14 protein-coding genes and 1 pseudogene are annotated in these 17,826 nt (G+C 39.5%); 7 read left to right on the forward strand and 8 right to left on the reverse strand.

Annotation, left to right across the window (positions count from 1 at the left end; all coding sequences use genetic code 11):
- Positions 1–4 precede the first annotated feature (4 nt).
- The 3 genes from F7731_RS13470 to F7731_RS13480 form a co-directional block, all read right to left on the reverse strand.
- Positions 5–1,789, reverse strand: a complete 1,785-nt coding sequence (locus tag F7731_RS13470) for an acyl-CoA dehydrogenase family protein (protein ID WP_151535311.1) — start codon at positions 1,787–1,789, stop codon at positions 5–7.
- A gap of 92 nt (positions 1,790–1,881) precedes the next feature.
- The gene (locus F7731_RS13475; protein WP_151535312.1) at positions 1,882–3,057 is read right to left on the reverse strand and encodes an acetyl-CoA C-acetyltransferase; all 1,176 of its coding nucleotides are present in this window, start codon (positions 3,055–3,057) and stop codon (positions 1,882–1,884) included.
- Positions 3,058–3,113: 56 nt separating this feature from the next.
- Positions 3,114–5,495: a 3-hydroxyacyl-CoA dehydrogenase/enoyl-CoA hydratase family protein gene (locus tag F7731_RS13480; RefSeq protein WP_151535467.1), complete on the reverse strand. Its 2,382-nt coding sequence runs from the start codon at positions 5,493–5,495 to the stop codon at positions 3,114–3,116.
- A 278-nt stretch (positions 5,496–5,773) separates the two neighbouring features.
- Between F7731_RS13480 and F7731_RS13485 the strand changes: the two genes are divergently transcribed.
- Positions 5,774–5,908, forward strand: coding sequence for a YuzL family protein (locus tag F7731_RS13485; protein ID WP_151535313.1), 135 nt, complete (start codon positions 5,774–5,776; stop codon positions 5,906–5,908).
- Positions 5,909–6,125: 217 nt separating this feature from the next.
- On the opposite strand, the gene F7731_RS27310 is transcribed toward F7731_RS13485, so the two are convergent.
- The gene (locus tag F7731_RS27310; protein WP_425482002.1) at positions 6,126–6,416 is read right to left on the reverse strand and encodes a (2Fe-2S)-binding protein; all 291 of its coding nucleotides are present in this window, start codon (positions 6,414–6,416) and stop codon (positions 6,126–6,128) included.
- Here F7731_RS27310 and F7731_RS13490 point away from each other — a divergent pair.
- A pseudogene (locus F7731_RS13490) lies at positions 6,407–6,634 on the forward strand (iron siderophore-binding protein); the annotation flags it as partial. The gene F7731_RS27310 and the pseudogene F7731_RS13490 overlap by 10 nt on opposite strands.
- A gap of 117 nt (positions 6,635–6,751) precedes the next feature.
- Here F7731_RS13490 and F7731_RS13495 read toward each other — a convergent pair.
- The gene (locus F7731_RS13495; protein ID WP_151535314.1) at positions 6,752–7,516 is read right to left on the reverse strand and encodes a YqjF family protein; all 765 of its coding nucleotides are present in this window, start codon (positions 7,514–7,516) and stop codon (positions 6,752–6,754) included.
- Between the two features lie 114 nt (positions 7,517–7,630).
- Between F7731_RS13495 and F7731_RS13500 the strand changes: the two genes are divergently transcribed.
- From F7731_RS13500 to F7731_RS13520, 5 genes are all read left to right on the forward strand, one after another.
- Entirely contained in the window at positions 7,631–9,043 is a 1,413-nt protein-coding gene (locus F7731_RS13500) for an FMN-binding glutamate synthase family protein (protein ID WP_151535315.1), read from the forward strand.
- Positions 9,044–9,155: 112 nt separating this feature from the next.
- Positions 9,156–10,559 (forward strand): FMN-binding glutamate synthase family protein, encoded by a 1,404-nt coding sequence (locus tag F7731_RS13505; protein WP_151535468.1) that lies wholly within the window; start codon positions 9,156–9,158, stop codon positions 10,557–10,559.
- Positions 10,560–10,719: 160 nt separating this feature from the next.
- The gene (locus F7731_RS13510; protein WP_151535316.1) at positions 10,720–12,207 is read left to right on the forward strand and encodes a spore germination protein; all 1,488 of its coding nucleotides are present in this window, start codon (positions 10,720–10,722) and stop codon (positions 12,205–12,207) included.
- A 252-nt stretch (positions 12,208–12,459) separates the two neighbouring features.
- Positions 12,460–13,551 carry a GerAB/ArcD/ProY family transporter gene (locus F7731_RS13515; protein WP_151535317.1) on the forward strand — a complete coding sequence of 364 codons (1,092 nt, stop codon included), beginning with the start codon at positions 12,460–12,462 and terminating at the stop codon, positions 13,549–13,551.
- Positions 13,548–14,621, forward strand: coding sequence for a Ger(x)C family spore germination protein (locus tag F7731_RS13520; protein WP_151535318.1), 1,074 nt, complete (start codon positions 13,548–13,550; stop codon positions 14,619–14,621). Before F7731_RS13515 ends, F7731_RS13520 begins: the two co-directional genes overlap by 4 nt.
- A gap of 32 nt (positions 14,622–14,653) precedes the next feature.
- Here F7731_RS13520 and F7731_RS13525 read toward each other — a convergent pair whose 3' ends face one another.
- From F7731_RS13525 to F7731_RS13535, 3 genes are all read right to left on the reverse strand, one after another.
- The gene (locus F7731_RS13525; RefSeq protein ID WP_151535319.1) at positions 14,654–15,829 is read right to left on the reverse strand and encodes an FtsW/RodA/SpoVE family cell cycle protein; all 1,176 of its coding nucleotides are present in this window, start codon (positions 15,827–15,829) and stop codon (positions 14,654–14,656) included.
- Between the two features lie 267 nt (positions 15,830–16,096).
- Positions 16,097–16,864: a DUF4931 domain-containing protein gene (locus F7731_RS13530; protein WP_151535320.1), complete on the reverse strand. Its 768-nt coding sequence runs from the start codon at positions 16,862–16,864 to the stop codon at positions 16,097–16,099.
- Between the two features lie 160 nt (positions 16,865–17,024).
- Positions 17,025–17,771 carry a FixH family protein gene (locus tag F7731_RS13535; RefSeq protein WP_246197210.1) on the reverse strand — a complete coding sequence of 249 codons (747 nt, stop codon included), beginning with the start codon at positions 17,769–17,771 and terminating at the stop codon, positions 17,025–17,027.
- Positions 17,772–17,826 lie beyond the last annotated feature (55 nt).

Below are 17,826 nucleotides of genomic sequence, written 5' to 3' on the forward strand. Positions count from 1 at the left end.
AGATTTATAATACAAAGCGCTCTGCTTCAATTAACTGCTCAGCAGCTTCCCTTTTCTTCGCGATGACATTAATTGGCGTATGGCGAGTAAATTTACGAAGAGCCGAAATCATCATTCTTAACGCATCACCTGTTTCAACAGCTACTAATGTTTCTTTTGCATGTTGTTCAATTTCGTTAAATGCCTCTTGGCAGAAGATTTGTGTATAAAGAAGCTTTTGTTTGTTCTTTTCTAAGCCTGTTTTTTCAATCGCCTTTTCGGTACGGAGCACCACAGACTCCATTGCATAGGCGTTGGAAATAATATCGGCTATATTCACTAATACTTCCTGCTCGTTTTCAAGAGCTTTGCCATATTTTTGAGCGGCTAAGCCTGCAGCAAGCAGTCCGATTTTCTTCGCATTTTTCACTAAATATTTTTCTTGTGCTAATGGTTCTTCTCCAGGTTCTTCAGGCATTAACATCATTAGCTCTTCTTGAAGTGCCAGCGCTTTTTCAAATAATGGGAGTTCGCCTTTGAAGGCTTTACGCACATAAGTGCCTGGGACTAGGAGACGGTTAATTTCATTTGTTCCTTCAAAAATACGGTTAATACGGGAATCACGGTATGCTCTTTCAATTTCATATTCTGCCATGAAGCCGTACCCGCCGTGAATTTGCACGCCTTCATCAACGACATAATCAAGAACCTCTGTTGCGAAGAATTTATTTAGGGAACATTCAATCGCATATTCAGCAATTGATTTTGCAACCTCTTTCCCGTCATTCACTGCCTCTTCTGAGAGCTTGCTCATCCGGTCTTCAAAAAGACCAACTGTGCGGTATACTGAGCTTTCAGCTGCATAAATTTTGGACGCAATCGTGCCGAATTTTTCCTTCGTTAAATTAAATTGAGAAATAGGCGTTTTGAACTGTTTACGCTGGTTCGCATATTGAACTGTAATTTCAAAAGCACGCTTTGAACCGCCGACAGCTCCCACGCCTAATTTATAACGACCGATATTCAAAATATTAAAGGCAATAATATGGCCCCTGCCTAATTCACCTAATAAATTTTCCTTCGGTACGAGTGCATCCTCAAGAATTAGTGTTCGAGTGGAGGAGCTCTTAATCCCCATTTTCTTTTCTTCAGGACCGACAGAAACACCAGGGTAATCTCTTTCAACGATAAAAGCTGAGAAATGCTCTCCATCTACTTTTGCATAAACGACAAAAACGTCTGCAAATGCGGAGTTTGTAATCCATTGTTTTTCCCCATTTAATACGTAATGCGCTCCTTCGGCATTCAGTCTTGCACTCGTTTTGGCGCCTAGCGCATCAGAACCCGAGCCCGGCTCTGTTAATGCATATGCTGCCAGCTTTTCACCGGTTGCTAAAGCAGGTAAATATTTTTGTTTCTGCTCCTCCGTACCAAATAGAACGATTGGAAGGGAACCAATTCCGACATGTGCTCCGTGAGAAATCGAAAATCCGCCTGCTCGCGCCATTTTTTCGGCAATTAGTGCCGAGCTCACCTTATCTAATGCTAAGCCACCATATTCTTCAGGGACATCTGCGCTTAACAGCCCGAGATCCCCAGCCTGCTTTAATAATTTTACTGTACGATCAAATTCGTGGTTCTCTAAATACTCCACTTCAGGAAGAACTTCATTGATAACAAATTCTTCTGTTGTTTTGGCAATCATTTTATGCTCGTCTGTATAATCCTCTGGTGTGAACACACGATCATAAGATAGATCCTCGATTAAAAAACTTCCACCTTTAATTAGGCTGTCTGTTTGATTTGACATGTAAATTCCTCCATTCGATTATTTTGGGGACGAGGAGACAGAGTAAACTGTCCTCCTGTCCAACCGGGATAAAAGAACCAACCCCATATCCCTCAAAGAAGTTCAAATACTCCCGCTGCGCCCATTCCTCCGCCAATACACATCGTAACGACACCGAATTGTTGGTTGCGGCGCTTCATTTCGTGGATGAGGGATAGCGTTAGTTTTGTGCCTGTGCAGCCTAGCGGATGACCAAGAGCGATAGCACCGCCATTAACGTTTACTTTGTTTTCGTCAAGATCAAGCTCACGGATAATCTGAATTGCTTGTGAGGCAAAGGCTTCATTTAACTCAAATAGTCCGATATCTGATAGTTCCAAGCCTGCTAGCTTCAGAGCTTTAGGAATAGCAACAATCGGACCGATTCCCATCACTTCTGGCGGGACTCCTCCGACAGCAAAGGATCTGAATTTCACCATTGGCGTTAAGCCAGCAGACTTTGCTTTTTCACGATCCATGACCATAACTGCTGCCGCTCCATCACTTGTTTGGGAGGCGTTCCCAGCTGTGACTGTTCCATTTACTGAAAAAGCTGGCCTTAGTTTAGCTAATGTTTCAACCGTTGAATCGGCGCGAACGCCTTCATCTTGGCTGAATAATATCCTCTTCTCAATTAATTTATTGTCCTTCCCGACTGAGCGTAAAGTTACGTCAACCGGTACAATTTCATCGACAAACTTGCCTTCCTGAATGGCTTTTGCTGCTCTTTGATGACTGCGAACCGCAAAAGCATCCTGGTCTTCACGGGATACTCCGTATTTTTTTGCGACCTCTTCAGCTGTATGGCCCATTCCCATATAATATTCAGGAGCCGTTTCTGCTAATTTAATATTTGGCCGTGTAATATGCCCCATCATAGGTACTAGACTCATTGATTCGGCACCGCCCGCTATGACCGTGTCCGCATGACCGAGCATAATTCTCTCTGCAGCATAGGCAATGGATTGTAAGCCTGAAGAGCAGTAGCGGTTAATAGTAATTGCTGGGACGGTATGGGGAAGCCCAGCCAATGCTCCAATATTCCGAGCCATATTTAAACCCTGCTCCGCTTCTGGCATCGCGCAGCCGATTATTAAGTCATCGATATTTCCTTCATAGTTTCCAGCCCGTTTTAATGTTTCTTGCACAACAAGAGCACCTAAGTCATCCGGTCTTACGTGTGCTAACGTTCCTTTCTTCGCCTTGCCAACTGGGGTTCGTGCGCCGGCAACGATCACCGCTTCTCTCATTTTCATTCCCTCTCTTTCTTCGAATATAGGAAAATATTAAATTCGTTCTATTAAAATTAATTTCGTAATGGCTTTCCTTTCAGAAGCATATGCTGCATGCGCTGGAGCGTTTTTGGCTCGGATAGCAGGTTTAGGAATGCTTCTCTTTCTATGTCAAGTAGATATTGTTCATCTACTTCTGTTCCGAAAGGCACCTTTCCTCCAGCAATGACATAGGCTAATTTCTTCGCAATCTTCAAATCATATTCTGAAATGTAGCCAGAATATAGCATTGCCTGTGCTCCTAATAGTAAAGTGGCGTAGCCCGTTTCACCGACAACAGGCACTTTTCTGCGAACGGGTGGCTTGTAACCCTTCTCATAAAGACCAAGAACAGCCTGTTTGGCATCATAAAGTAAATGATCGCCATTTACACTGATACCGTCAGCGTAATTTAAGTAATTATTCTCACGCGCTTCTTCGCCGGATGTGGAAACCTTCGCCATCGCAATCGTTTCGAAAACTTTATTAGCCACCTTCTGAAGATCAAATTCAACTCCATTCGGCATACTATCGAGATGCTTTATATAAAGCTCTTTATTTCCGCCGCCTCCAGGTATCAGCCCAACTCCGACTTCAACAAGCCCCATATATGTTTCACATGCAGCTTGAATGTGTGCAGCCGGAAGACATACTTCTGTTCCGCCCCCAAGCGCCATTCCGAACGGTGCTGCTACAACAGGCTTTGTACTATATTTTATTTTCATCATTGCTTGCTGGAATTGTCTGATAACCATATCTAATTCAAAAATATTATCATCCTGGGCTTCCATTAAAATCATCGCAAGGTTTGCCCCGACACTAAAGTTTTTACCTTGGTTTCCAATGACAAGTCCTATATAATTCTTTTCCACTTCATCAATGGCGTAATTAATCATTTGAATAATATCTAATCCAAGCGCATTGCTCTTTGAATGGAATTCAAGTAATGCGACCCCATCGCCAAGATCAATTAGGCTTCCCCCGCTGTTCTTTTTAATAACACCTTTTTGCTTTTTGAGTCGATTCAAATTGATCACTTTCGGATTTTCTGCTAATTGTTTGTATTCGCTATTATGATAGAAATAGATATTCCCGCTCTCTTCCTTATAGAAGGATGAGTTTCCTTTCTCGAGCATATCCTTTACCCAAACAGGTACTTCAACGCCCGCTTTTTCCATTTTCTTTACAGATCTCTCTACTCCAATCGCATCCCAAGTTTCAAATGGACCTAACTCCCAGCCAAAACCCCATTTCATTGCATGATCAATCGCTACAATATCATCGGCAATTTCGCCAAGTAATTGGGCCGAATAAATAAGGGCCGGACTTAATATATTCCATAATAGGCGGCCAGCGCGGTCGTCCTCATAAATAAGCGCCTTCATTTTGTTTACAGTTCCTTTTTCCTGCTTGCTTAATTCCGTTGCCGCTGTTTTTAACTTTTTCCGCGGTCCGTATTCCATACCTACAGGATCAAGCTCTAAAATATCTTTTCCTTGTTTTAAGAAAAAGCCTTGGCCAGACTTGCTTCCAAGCCACCCAAGTTTAAGCATTTCTTTCATAAATGCTGGTACTGTAAAGACTTCTTTTTCTTTTCCTTCAACTTGGTCGTAAACGTTATTAGCGACATGAACAAATGTATCAAGTCCAACAACATCAAGAGTTCGGAAAGTGGCACTTTTCGGTCTTCCGATTAACGGACCAGTAATTGAATCAACCTCCCCAACACTATAGCCGCCCTTTAACATTTCTTGTAAAGTTACTAAAAGTCCGTACGTCCCGATTCGATTGGCGATAAAGTTCGGTGTGTCCTTCGCTTCAACAACGCCTTTTCCGAGAATATCTTCGCCGAATTTCTTCATAAATGCTAATACTTGTAGGTCTGTCTGTTTCGTTGGGATGACCTCCAGCAGCTTTAAATAACGAGGCGGGTTAAAAAAGTGCGTTCCGAGAAAATGCTTTTGAAAATCTTCCGAGCGGCCTTCAGACATCGCTTCTACAGAAATCCCGGAAGTGTTTGAGCTTATAATGCTACCTGGCTTACGATAACGATCAACCATTGTAAACACTTGTTTTTTAATCTCAAGGTTTTCGACAACAACTTCGATCACCCAATCGACTTCTTTTAAACGCTCCATATCATCTTCAAAGTTTCCGGCCTCTATTAGTGCAAGATTCTTTTTAGAGGTAAGAGGCGCTGGTTTTTGCTTTAATAGCTTTTGGCGGCCAGCTTCACTAATCCGATTTCGAACGGCCTTATCATTTAAGGTTAGCCCTTTCGCTTTTTCTGACGTCTCTAAATCTTTAGGAACAATATCCAGTAATAATGTCGGTATTCCAATATTCGCCAAATGAGCTGCAATACCAGAGCCCATAACACCTGAACCAAGAACGGCTGCCTTTTTTATATGTTGGATCAACGTTATTTCCCCCTTTTATGACTTTTGAATGAACACTCATTCATTTTTACATCAAAAAAATCCCCATGAATAAGTCTTATTATTTATAACTATAAAATATTTAAAATATTTACGCAATAATTTTCACTCAATATTGTAAATATTTTTTGAAAAGTGCAATTACTATAATACTATGTGCGTGATCTCCTATTCATTCTAATCACCGCCACAATTTTGGCCATGTTTAAAAGTTTTTTCTGATTAATGGGCACTCTATAATTGGAGGTGAAGATGAGATGGCAAGAAGAAAAAAGAATCCTTCAAAAGCAGCGGTAAGTGCAGCAAGTGTTAAAGGGAATGCAGGACCGACGGTTGAAGCGGATGGCGGTGGAAAAGTAAACAGCCAAAATAATCAGTTTAAAAAAAGCTAAAGGTATCACCGAACTTTTTATATTCCGTTATTGAGAGATGCAAAAAGCCGTTCTCCGAAAGGTAAACGGCTTTTGCATCCCTTAGATTCCTTGTTCAAGAGGCTACTCTAATTTTTTCTCAAAATTGGTTTTCTGGACAGTTTTTAGTGATTTACCAATAGCCTGTCCAAATAATGACGGTTTCTGGACAGCTTTCGGGCTTTTCCTAATAACCTGACTAATTACTAGCCGAGAAAGCCGCACATGTATGCGGACAAGTTACACAGCGTTTTTTATTATTGGTTAAGTAAGAGAAACAGCATGTACTCCGGGGTCTGACCTCTTTCTTCAACTCTTCAAAATATATAGGCTGCTTATAGAACCTTTTCAAAGGATTCTCATGATAGCCGCCAAATAAAGAACCTGATGCTTGAAAAACTAGATAGTTAATATCATCCTTTACGCGTGTAGCTACTTCAGCTGGGACAAGGAACCTATCCCCATTTCTCTCATACAGGTATTCCTGCAATGGACGGAGATATGCTCTTCTACTTCACTTATGAAACTGGAGATGGTGAAGCAAGCGGCCTAGAAAAAGAGTGGATTGAAGATCCGTTATTTAAGAATTTGAATGTTGCTAAAGCTGGAAATGTTCATAAAGTGGATGACGTAATCTGGAATACAGCTGGCGGAGTTATTGCTGCTAATTTAATGCTGGATGATATTGAAAAATATTTTGTGAAATAATCCCCCCCCCCCCGGAAAGAACCCGCAAATCTTGCGGGTTCTTTCATTCTACATTGAATGAATATTTTCCCTTTAGAAAGAAAAAGCAAGATAACAATAATAGATTCTCCTTGATTGTCACGTTATAACGAAAGTATTTGATGGTACCTTTTTAATATTCCATATAAGCGAATCGACTCCTTTAGAGTAATGGGAAATCGGTTTCACCTCATTTAAATCAATATTAAAGGGAGATAAAAGTGTATTCATGTGTATTTCTGACTCTGCATATTGTAGTGGCCATGGACGATGGTGGATTTCACCGCAATAGAGGTTGCCTCTTTGATCCTTACTGTACAAACAATAACGCTCTGTAAGCCAATGGTCTAACGTTCCTTTTTTAGGATAGAAAATTTTAGGTAAGGGAATGTATTTTCCATTAAAGGTTATTGGTGAATTTGAGTTTCCTTTCCGTTTACTTCCGAATTGAAAAGTTTGATCTTCTTTTTGAAAAGAAACATGGGATGAAAAATAAGGCAAGCGAAACCATCTCTTTGCTATTGTATAAGATGCCCAATCCCCAACGTCAATTGATAAAAAATAGATACCTGGTTTATCGTCACATTGTACATATGTCCTTACATTGATTTCTGGAAATGAAGGGAGTATGGATTTATAATTCAATCCACGTGGATAAATGCCTTCCATAACAAATAAAATGATTCCTACCCAAGCATATCGATTAAACGTATCAATTTGTAGGGATTGAGGAATATACGGTCGCAGGATTTCAGGTGCAATCGGCCAATGTGTAAAAAATAGGTTACTCCAAGTTTGGCGCATGATCCAATGCTTCGAAGGTAGCTGCCATGGGCGATGACCGAAATCTTTCATTAATTTCATGAAAATGATCCCCCTAAGTTTACAAAGTACACCAAAAGAGGAAATAATTTTCACCCTTTTGGAAATGATAAGAATTCGAGCTGTTGTATTTATGATGATCTTGGAGAAGTGAATATGCCGAACATATTATCCTTACTATCTTTTGCAATGGTTACAATATTATTTGTCGTTTTTTTATTCGTACTTATTGGTTGGCGTTGGGTATTAAAAAGTATGGTAAAGAAAATGGGCAAAATTATTTTTACTGATAATTATCAAGAAAATATTATTGAGATGATCCCAGGATTCAGGCATATGGGAATACAAAATGTGCTTGAAAATAGCTTGCGTGCAGAAAGTGGTGATGTCCTTCATCGACCGCTTGGCTCTTCGAAAAAATGGCCACATTTAGATCCCATCACATTTATCCCTGCACAGACGACACCTTTTCCAGTTGATAGTGAGGAAGAAGTTGATGTTGAAGTAGTTATTGGCCCAAAGGCAAAAAAACCAATGAAAATTAAAATCCCACTCATGATTAGTGGGATGGCATATGGGATCGCCCTAAGTGAGCAAGTAAAGATTGCTTTAGCAACGGCTGCTAAAAATGTCGGAACGGCAATAAATTCTGGTGAAGGACCCATTTTGCCAGAAGAAATAGACTCGGCAGGAAAATATATTTTACAATTTTCAAAAACTGAGTGGGCAAAGGAAAAACATATTTTGAAGCGTGCCGACATGATTGAAATTAAGCTTGGACAAGGTGCATTATTCGCTATGGGAGGGAAAATTTCACCAAATAACTTATCTGGTCGAGCTCGTGAGTTGATGGGGCTGAAAGAAAATGAAGAGGGAGTGATTTATGAGAATTTTTTTAAAAATCAAACACTATCAGATTTGAAACAACTCGTGAAGGAACTTCGTAAATTAACTGGCGGTGTCCCAATTGGTACGAAAATGGGAGCTGGCGGGAAAATTGAAATGGATATCGACCATTTAATTGAAATCGGTGTAGATTACATTGCGATTGATGGCGGACAAGGTGCCACTCACGGTGCACCGCCGATTTTATCCGATGACTTTGGCATTCCAACATTGCATGCAATTGTAAGGGCCGCTAATCATCTAGAAAAGAGAAACATGAAAGGGAAAATTAGTTTGATTATCTCAGGCGGGCTTTTTGTACCTGGACAATTTTTAAAAGTGCTTGCGCTCGGTGCTGATGCTGTATATTTAGGCTCTACCATGTTATTTACGGTCTCACATAATCAAATATTGAAGGCCATTCCATTTGAACCGCCTACACAAGTCGTTTGGAATGATGGAAAGTACAAGGACAAATTTAAGATTGAAGACGGTGTTCAAGCAGCAGAGAAATTCTTAACAGCAAGTATAGAAGAAATGAAAATGGGATTAAGAGCAATGGGAAAACACTCATTAAAGGAGCTGTCAAGAAAAGATCTCGTGTCCTATGATGAATTAACTGCACGAATAATTGGCATTCCATTTTCACCTAAACCGTTGGAGCCCTTTGGGACAAAGGGATAGGAACAATGTCCAAATTAAAAATGAAAGTAGGACAAGAAACCTGACCCCTTGTCCCATCTGGCACCTATTTTGGGGGGATATTTTGTTTATTTTAAACTATTTAACATTTACAATGATTGCCCTATTATTTGTCATATTATTAGCGATATTTGTTAGCTGGCGATGGTTAATGAAACTTATGGTGAAGCAAATGGGGCAAATTATTTTTACCGATAGTTATCAAGAAAATATTATCGAAATGATACCCGGATTTAGGCATATGGGTGTTCAGAATGTGCTTGAAAATACCTTGCGTGCTGAAACAGGTAACGTTCTTCAACGTCCGCTTGGCGGCTCTTCGAAAAAATGGCCTCATTTGGATCCGATTACATTTATTCCTGCACAAACGACTCCATTTCCCATTGATGGGGAAGAAGAAGTAGATGTTGCGGTTACGATTGGACCAAAAGCGAAAAAACCAATGAAAATACAAATCCCACTTATGATAAGCGGCATGGCATATGGGATTGCTCTTAGTGAACAAGTGAGAATTTCTTTGACTGAAGCAGCTAAAAATGTAGGAACTGCGATTAATTCAGGGGAAGGTGGAATTTTACCTGAAGAATTAAGCACAGCAGGAAAATACATTTTACAGTTTTCCAAAACAGAATGGTCAAAGGAAGAGCACATTTTGAAGCGAGCTGACATGATTGAAATAAAACTTGGCCAAGGTGCTGTATATGGGATGGGAAAAAAAATTTCACCTAAAGAATTAACAGGACGTGCTCGTGAAGTAATGGGGATTAAGGAAAATGAGGATGCAGTGATTGGTGAGCGTTTTTTTGAAGATCAAACAATAGAAGATCTGAAAGAACTCGTGGACGAACTTCGTGATCTGACAGGTGGAGTTCCAATTGGGGTTAAAATTGGGGCGGGGGGAAAAATTGAAGAAGATATTGATCAATTAATTGAGATGGGTGTAGATTACATTGCTATTGATGGCGGTCAAGCAGCCATGCATGGGGGCCCCCCTATTTTATTCGATGACTTTGGAATTCCAACATTACATGGAATCATTCGGGCAGTAAATCATTTAGAAAAAAGAAATATGAAGGGCGAAATCAGTTTAATTGTCTCAGGAGGACTTTTAGTACCTGGGCATTTTTTGAAAATACTTGCCCTTGGTGCTGACGCAGTTTATTTAGGCTCCGCTATGTTGTTTTCCGTCGCACATAGTCAAATATTAAATGCCGTTCCATTTGAACCGCCTACACAAACTGTATGGAATAACGGAAAGTTCAAGGATCAATTTAAAATTGAAGACGGTGTTCAAGCAGCAGAGAAATTTTTAACATCGAGTACAGAAGAAATAAAAATGGCGTTAAGAGCAATGGGGAAACGCTCTTTAAAAGAGCTTTCGAAAAAGGATCTAGTATCCTATGATGAATTGACTGCACAAATAGTTGGCATTCCGTTCTCATTTGAAACATGGGGTCATGGGGACATTTGTGAAGATAAAAAAATGGAGAATAATTAAAAATTGTAAGATGGGATTTTTCTAATAGAAAATAGCCCAATACGAAACAAGGAAGGCTGACTCGAGCCTTCTTTCTTTTTGCTTCAAAATTAGCCATTCAATCATAATTCCTCACTTTTCGGTAACAATAACCATAATGCCTAAAATGATGGTGATTTCAATGAAAAAATGGATGAGTTCAAAAAAAATTCAAAAAAAGCAAAGCGAATGGGAGAAAGAATTAGAAAAATCGAAGGATTTAATGAAACCCTGTTTTATGAATGGAAAGACAAATGTCCGCTTTTGTCTAACTTTTATGTCTACTTTAGTTGATGAACAAATTATTCAACAACATGTACTTCCCCATTTGCTTGAAGATGACTTTTATTCACTTGATGACATAAATAAAATTCTGCCTGTTCCAGATGTAGAGATTTCAGAGGATTCCTCTAAAATTACTCAAAAATTATTAAATGGCTACTTAATGTTAACTGTTGAAAATAATGAGGAGAGGTTTGCTTTTATTGCCGCTCAAAAGGAAATTGTTCGCTCCATCTCTCCTCCAGAAATTGAATTCTCCGTTATCGGTCCGAAAGAGGCATTTGTTGAATCCCTTGGACAAAACTTAAACCTAATTAGAAAACGACTGCCTGCAAAAGACTTAGTGATCGAAGAATATACGCTTGGAAAATTGTCAAAAACACGAATTGCTATTTTATACATGGATGGGATTACAGAAGTAGAAAATGTAAACACCGTTAGACAACGGATTAAAGAAGTAGAGTTTGATGCGATTACAGACAGCTCTTACATCGTTCAGCTTATTAGTGATAATTCAAACTCGCCATTTCCACAATTGCTCGATACAGAAAGACCGGACCGGGTAGTTGGTATTTTAGCGGAGGGGAAAATAGCCATTGTCGTAGATGGTTCTCCACACGTTCTTATTACCCCAACGACACTTGTTGAGTTTTTCGGCTCGTTTGAGGATTATTTCTTAAATTGGATACTAGCCTCTTTTTTCAGGCTTGTTCGGGTTTTTTCAGTACTATTTTCTATATTGATTACACCTATTTATGTTGCTGTTCTTACGTATCATTATGAACTCGTTCCAAAGGATTTGATAGGAACATTGATTACATCAAGAAGAATTGTTCCCTTCCCCCCCATTATCGAAGCCATTTTTCTAGAATTGACGATTGAGCTGTTGAGGGAGGCAGGAGCAAGGCTACCGACAAAGGTCGGACAAACAATTGGTATCGTAGGAGGAATTGTGATCGGGACAGCATCCGTTGAGGCTGGACTAACTAGTAATGTCCTGCTCATTCTTGTCGCTTTAGCAGCACTTGGATCTTTTACTACTCCAGTATACAAGATGGGCAATACGATCCGCTTACTGCGGTTTCCGTTTCTGCTTTTTGCAGAGCTTTGGGGATTGCTTGGGATTGTCTTCAGCTTCTGTATTATGCTGGCACATTTAATACGGCTCACTTCTCTTGGGCGCCCTTTTTTGGAGCCAATTTATCCGCTACGGGTGAAGGACTTGAAGGATTCGATCGTCAGGCTGCCTTTTTCAAAGGATACGACGCGGCCATTCTTATTAAGATCACAAAATCCTATTCGCTATAGTAAAGAAAAAGCAAATCAGAAAAAAGATATTGATGAATAAGAAAAGCGGAAGCGCCTCGCAAAGGAGCATCAACGTTCGCCACGTCCTGTGGCGAAGTCGATGTCAGTACATCCTGTGCAAGTCCGACAAGTACAAGACGAGCCGGCAGGAAGGTCGCTACTTTACCTTCTTGACAGATTGGCTTGTGACCTCGAGGTCGACAAAAAGGCGATGGCCGCATCGCTAAGTCGACACTAGTACATCCTATACGTCGGGGGTAGGAGCTGGAGCTAGACATTAGGGGGGAAAAGTATGCAGGAACAGCCTATACCTGAAGGAGTAAAAATATCCCCATTTTTCGTTTTTTATTTAATATCTTCTATGCAAATCGGTATAGGGATTCTCGGATTTCAGCGCATAATTGTCGGCTATTCTGGGAATGATGCTTGGATTTCTGTTTTGTTCGCGGGGCTTTCCCTTCATATCATCATGTGGATGATGTATAGAATCATGGAAACGGTTAATGGAGATTTTGTCACAGCACATAAATTTATTTTCGGAAATATTGTTGGCAAAATTCTTAGTTCCATTTTTATCATCTACTTTACATTAATTGCTTTAACAATTTTACGTACATATATCGAGGTTATTCAAGTTTGGATGTTTCCCGATCTCAGCACTTTCTGGTTTTCCTTGCTATTTCTACTTCTTTGTACGTATATCATTTTTGGCGGATTTCGAACGGTTGTGGGTATTGCCTTTTTCTCAATGCTCCTGCCTTCTTATGTGCATCTTACTTTTGGCTTTAATTTGAGGTTTTCCAATTACATCCATCTTTTGCCAGTGTTCGATCATTCAATAAAAGAAATCCTAATAGGTTCATTTCACATGTCACTAACTTATCTCGGTTCTGAAATTATTCTATTTTGCTATCCATTCATAAAGGAACCGCAAAAATCGAAAAAATGGGCCCATCTCGGCCTTTTATTTTCTACTTTTATTTATACAAGCTTTATGATTGTGACAATTGTTTATTTTTCTGAAGAACAGCTTGAAAAGTCTATATGGGCAACATTAACGATGTGGAAAATTGTAAAATTTCCTTTTGTCGAGCGAATCGAATACATCGGAATTGCCAATTGGAATTTAATCATCCTTCCTAATGTTTGCATCGCCCTTTGGATCGCCTCAAGGCTGTTAAAACGGTTGATAAATATTAGACAAAGAAAAGGAGTTTTCTTCATTGCACTCATCATATTAATCGTGGGCCCTTTTATTGATACGCGTGAAAAAATAGGTTTTCTAAATAATTTAACTGGAAAAGTGGGATTTGTTTTTAATTATATTTACATTCCTTTCCTATTCATTAGCCTGTTGATTGCAAAGAAGGTGAAAAAGACATGAAAAAACGCAGGTGGCTTTCTATCCTCTTTATGCTTATATTACTATTATCGGGCTGCGTTCAAAGGTCTGTTATTGATAATATTAATATTGAAACAGCAGCCGCATTTGATCAGCTCGCTGAAGGCAGATTCATTGGTACCATTCTCGCCCAAGAATATTTACCCGATAAATCTATTGCAAATAACACCTTTTCTTCTAAAGCAGAGTTAAGGCGGGATCTCATGCTGAATCTCCAAAAAGAATCATCCAAACCTATCAAATCCGGAGGCATTTTAGTGACAATTTTTGGAGATAAACTTGTAAAAAAAGGTATTATTGATTTTGTAGATACGTACCAACGAGACCCCAGCATCGGGGCAAGAAATTACTTAGCCACTTCACATGGGAGTGCCTTACAAATTTTGAAAGGGGATTATGGGCCTGAGGGGAATTCTGCCTATATTAGCGATCTAATTGACCAAAATATAGAGCGCGGGGATGTGCCTGATACCAATTTACACATTTTTTTACGTGACTATTATATGAAGGGGAAAGACCCCTATTTGCCAGAGTTAAGACAATTAGCCAAAAACAAAGTAGAAATAAGCGGCTTAAGTCTATTTAATGAAGACAAAGAGGTATATGTCCTGCCGAAAAGAAAAATGTTCTACTTTAAGCTTTTGGTCGACAATCATACAGAAGGCAGCTACAGAGTCCATATAGGCAAAGGAAAAGATGCAGATGTCAAAAGTATTACATCCAAGCATAAATATAAACTTTCAAAAAAAAACCCACTACATGTCATCATTGATATTAAAACAGTAGGTGTCATTAAAGAATATACTGGCGCTAGACTCACACCAAAGGTTGTCAAAAAGATCGAAAAAAAGTTAGAAAAAGAAATAGAAGAAGAATGTTTAAAATTGGTGGAGAAATTTAAAAAGGAAAATACCGACCCAATTGGATTTGGTTTTTTCCAAAGAAAGTATAATCGCGGTTATGATTTTAATAAGTGGAAGGATGATTATCAAAAATTAACTGTTACTGTAAACTGTAAAGTACGAATTGCCGAAACTGGCGTAATTGATTAAAAGCGGGGCAACTAAGGATGCCTCCGCTTTTTTTAATCATTATTTGAAAACATATACTTTTTATAATGATAACGGATGGAGAATATGAGGCTAATTCCAAGCATATTTCCCATTAGCGAGCTACCTCCATAACTAATAAACGGCAGCGGAATACCCGTAATCGGAAGAAGGCCAATAGTCATGCCAATATTTTGGAAGACGTGGAACGTGATCATACTAATGACTCCTACACAAATATACGTATAGAAATTATTTTTCGTTTCCATCCCAATTTTGGTGATTTGGTATATAAGCAGAAAGAATAAACTAACAAGGATGCTAGCACCAATAAAGCCAAACTCTTCTCCAACAATACTAAAAACAAAGTCTGTATGGCTTTCAGGTAAATAGACTTCTCGTGTTCCATACCCTTTTCCGACTGTTTCCCCAGATCCAATAGCAAGTAGCGATCTCGTTAGTTGAAACCCTGTAGAGCTTTGGAAATTATACGGGTCCAACCACGAGTAAATGCGGCCAAATTGATATTGTTTCACGCCTAAATATTTCTCCAAAAGCTCAGGTTGCCAAAGAACAAAATAGAAGATGACCGATATGAGTGTTATCCCGGTCCCAAAAATGGGCGCAAGCAGCTTCCATGTAATTCCCGAAATAAAAATCATCCCAAGTAAAATCGAAAGAAACACAAGGCCTGTTCCAAGGTCTGGCTGCTGCATAACAAGTAATAATGGCAAGCCTGTAAAAAATCCGAGCTTCATAAGGAGCCAAAAATCCGTTTGGATCGTTTTCATTGGATTTTTTTGATGATGATCATCAATGACCTTCGCAAGTGCAAGAATGATAAAAACCTTTACAAGCTCAGAAGGCTGCAAGGAACCCATCCCCGGCACTCGAAACCACGCTTTCGCTCCATTAATCACAGGGGCGATACTGCTTGGTGCCACGATAAGAAAACCAAGCAAAACCAATCCAAAGCCATAAGCGTACCAGGAAACCTTCTTCAGCTGCTCCGAATCAAGAGAAATCACAGCCGCAATAATTCCAGTTCCAACAATATACCAAATGATTTGCTTAATAAGAAAATTCTCCTTATATTGCCCAGTCGTCTGCGCACTATAGATCGAAATGCAGCTAACTAAAAACAATAAAAACAATATAAGCACTAAATTATAATCCAGTTTAGGAGGGGTTGTTGTTTTATGTGTCGACATAGCATACTCCTTAATAGAAAAGCGGAAGCGCCTTGGTCAGGGGCGACAAGCATAAGACGGTTAAGTAAGAAGGTTGTTCTTTAACCTTCTTGCTGAAACGGCTTATGACCTCGAGCCCCTAGGCGCTGCAGCTAGACAATATAGAAAAGCGGAAGCGCCTTGGTCAAGGGCGCTTGAGCTTGGGTTTCATATGTTTTTCATACAACAATTCATTATATTTTTTCTCATGGTAAATAACAACGGCTTTGCATCTTTTGGTTTTATTTTCTACCCTTTTCCAAAATAACGCTCGTGAACATCATTCTTCATCCACTCTATATTATTTGGAACTTGTGGAATAAAATACCCGATAAATAACGGGGTTGTCACAGAACGTGGCACAACCTTTGCATAAATGCTTTCATTGTATTTGTAAAAGAACAGATTATAGCTCGTGCACGGAAAAGGAAAATGATGCAAAATATAGTGGGCAGCGGTCTGAATATATTTAGCAAAGGCAGTAATATCCTGGATATCCCCTAGCTTCACATTAAACTCATAAAATCCGACCCTTGGTACTGTCGATAAGGAAAAGACCGTGCCGTTTTTTTCATGGATTGTTAAACCTTCAAAATCACTCGCCTTTACCTTCTCTCCATAATCAATATCCTCTAACCCGATGATTTGCATATGTGGATGGGCAATCGTACCGCCTGATAACGGTCCGTGATTTTTGAAGAAGATGACGGATTTATACTTATTGGAAGCCATCATTTTCTGCCAATGAGTGAGCCCAAACCGGATTAGCCTAATTAAATGATCCTCAGGATAGACCGATAGCTCACTGTGACAATCATCTGTTTCAATCAAAACGGTTGGATACGTATGTTCAAGAACGGGAAATTTATTTTTCAATAAAAGAATAGAGCCTTCCTCTGCCAAAATATCTGTCAGCTTTTCTCTTTCGCAAAACGGACAGCTCACCTCTTTATTACGAATACTATTTGGTTTTTGCCTGCCAATTCCTGTGTTAAATAAAAGATGAGTATTTTTCAATTGTCTCCACCTGCTTTTCTCCCTGTCTACTCTTATTTTATTCATAAAAATAAAAATAAGCGAGAGAGAACTCTTAAATCTGGCTCATTTAAGTGAACACATATTATCCGAATTCCAATAAAAATAAGTGCACCGCAAAGTCGATGCACTTATTTTTACTCTATTCAACTGTTACTTCAACCTCTGTATGTTCATGAAGACCTTCGTCATTTTCCACATGAACGCGAATGATATAGTCACCGCTTGCTGGGAATGCATAATCAGTTTGATACTCTCCATTCGTGCCTTCCGTCATATTCACCCATGCTGGATTTGAACCTTTTTGAAAAATCTCTAGTCTTACGTTGGCTTTTAATATTGGTTCACTGCCTTTTTGCAAATGTACTGCTAGAGCCGTTTGCTCATTGGCTTTTATTTGATCTGGCTTTTGCAGATGGATGGATACATCGCTATCATGGTGATGATGTTCCTCGCCGCCTTCTTCATGGTGCTCATGTTCTTCTGCTCCCACATCTCCAACTTGAATTTGTTTCGTCGGCATTGTATGCATATCTCTCGCCGTTACATGGGATTGGACATTGAAAAGGCCATTTTCTTCAAATGCGTAGGTAGCTTCATATTTGCCTTTTTCTGTATGCTTAGCTTCTACCAGTTTACTTGAATCCTTTTGCCCTTCCTTCCAAATTTCAAATTTCACTTCATTTGCGTCCTCAACCGCCTTTTCCCCTTGGGTAACGGTTACAGCAAGCAGCACTTCTTCCCCAACCTCCGCTTTTTCAGGGACGTCTAAATTTGCCTCAATAATCTCTGGCAACACATCCTCGGCCTGTTGATCTTTTTGACCGTTTGTCCCACAGCCTGCCAAAAATAATAAACTCATACTTATTATAGAAATCCACTTTTTCAAGCTCCATTCCCTCTTTCCTCTCATCTATAGCTAAACTATAAATGTTAATTGTGAT

The organism is Cytobacillus depressus (assembly GCF_008923245.1).
GTDB lineage: Bacteria > Bacillota > Bacilli > Bacillales > Cytobacillaceae > Cytobacillus > Cytobacillus depressus.

What these genes read in the sequence shown, in the direction of transcription:
- F7731_RS13505 (WP_151535468.1), top strand. Translation starts at nt 9,156, where the DNA reads ATGATTGCCCTATTATTTGTCATATTATTAGCGATATTTGTTAGCTGG.
- F7731_RS13470 (WP_151535311.1), bottom strand. Translation starts at nt 1,789, where the DNA reads ATGTCAAATCAAACAGACAGCCTAATTAAAGGTGGAAGTTTTTTAATC.
- F7731_RS13515 (WP_151535317.1), top strand. Translation starts at nt 12,460, where the DNA reads ATGCAGGAACAGCCTATACCTGAAGGAGTAAAAATATCCCCATTTTTC.
- F7731_RS13495 (WP_151535314.1), bottom strand. Translation starts at nt 7,516, where the DNA reads ATGAAATTAATGAAAGATTTCGGTCATCGCCCATGGCAGCTACCTTCG.
- F7731_RS13520 (WP_151535318.1), top strand. Translation starts at nt 13,548, where the DNA reads ATGAAAAAACGCAGGTGGCTTTCTATCCTCTTTATGCTTATATTACTA.
- F7731_RS13510 (WP_151535316.1), top strand. Translation starts at nt 10,720, where the DNA reads ATGAAAAAATGGATGAGTTCAAAAAAAATTCAAAAAAAGCAAAGCGAA.
- F7731_RS13485 (WP_151535313.1), top strand. Translation starts at nt 5,774, where the DNA reads ATGGCAAGAAGAAAAAAGAATCCTTCAAAAGCAGCGGTAAGTGCAGCA.
- F7731_RS13475 (WP_151535312.1), bottom strand. Translation starts at nt 3,057, where the DNA reads ATGAGAGAAGCGGTGATCGTTGCCGGCGCACGAACCCCAGTTGGCAAG.
- F7731_RS13525 (WP_151535319.1), bottom strand. Translation starts at nt 15,829, where the DNA reads ATGTCGACACATAAAACAACAACCCCTCCTAAACTGGATTATAATTTA.
- F7731_RS13500 (WP_151535315.1), top strand. Translation starts at nt 7,631, where the DNA reads ATGCCGAACATATTATCCTTACTATCTTTTGCAATGGTTACAATATTA.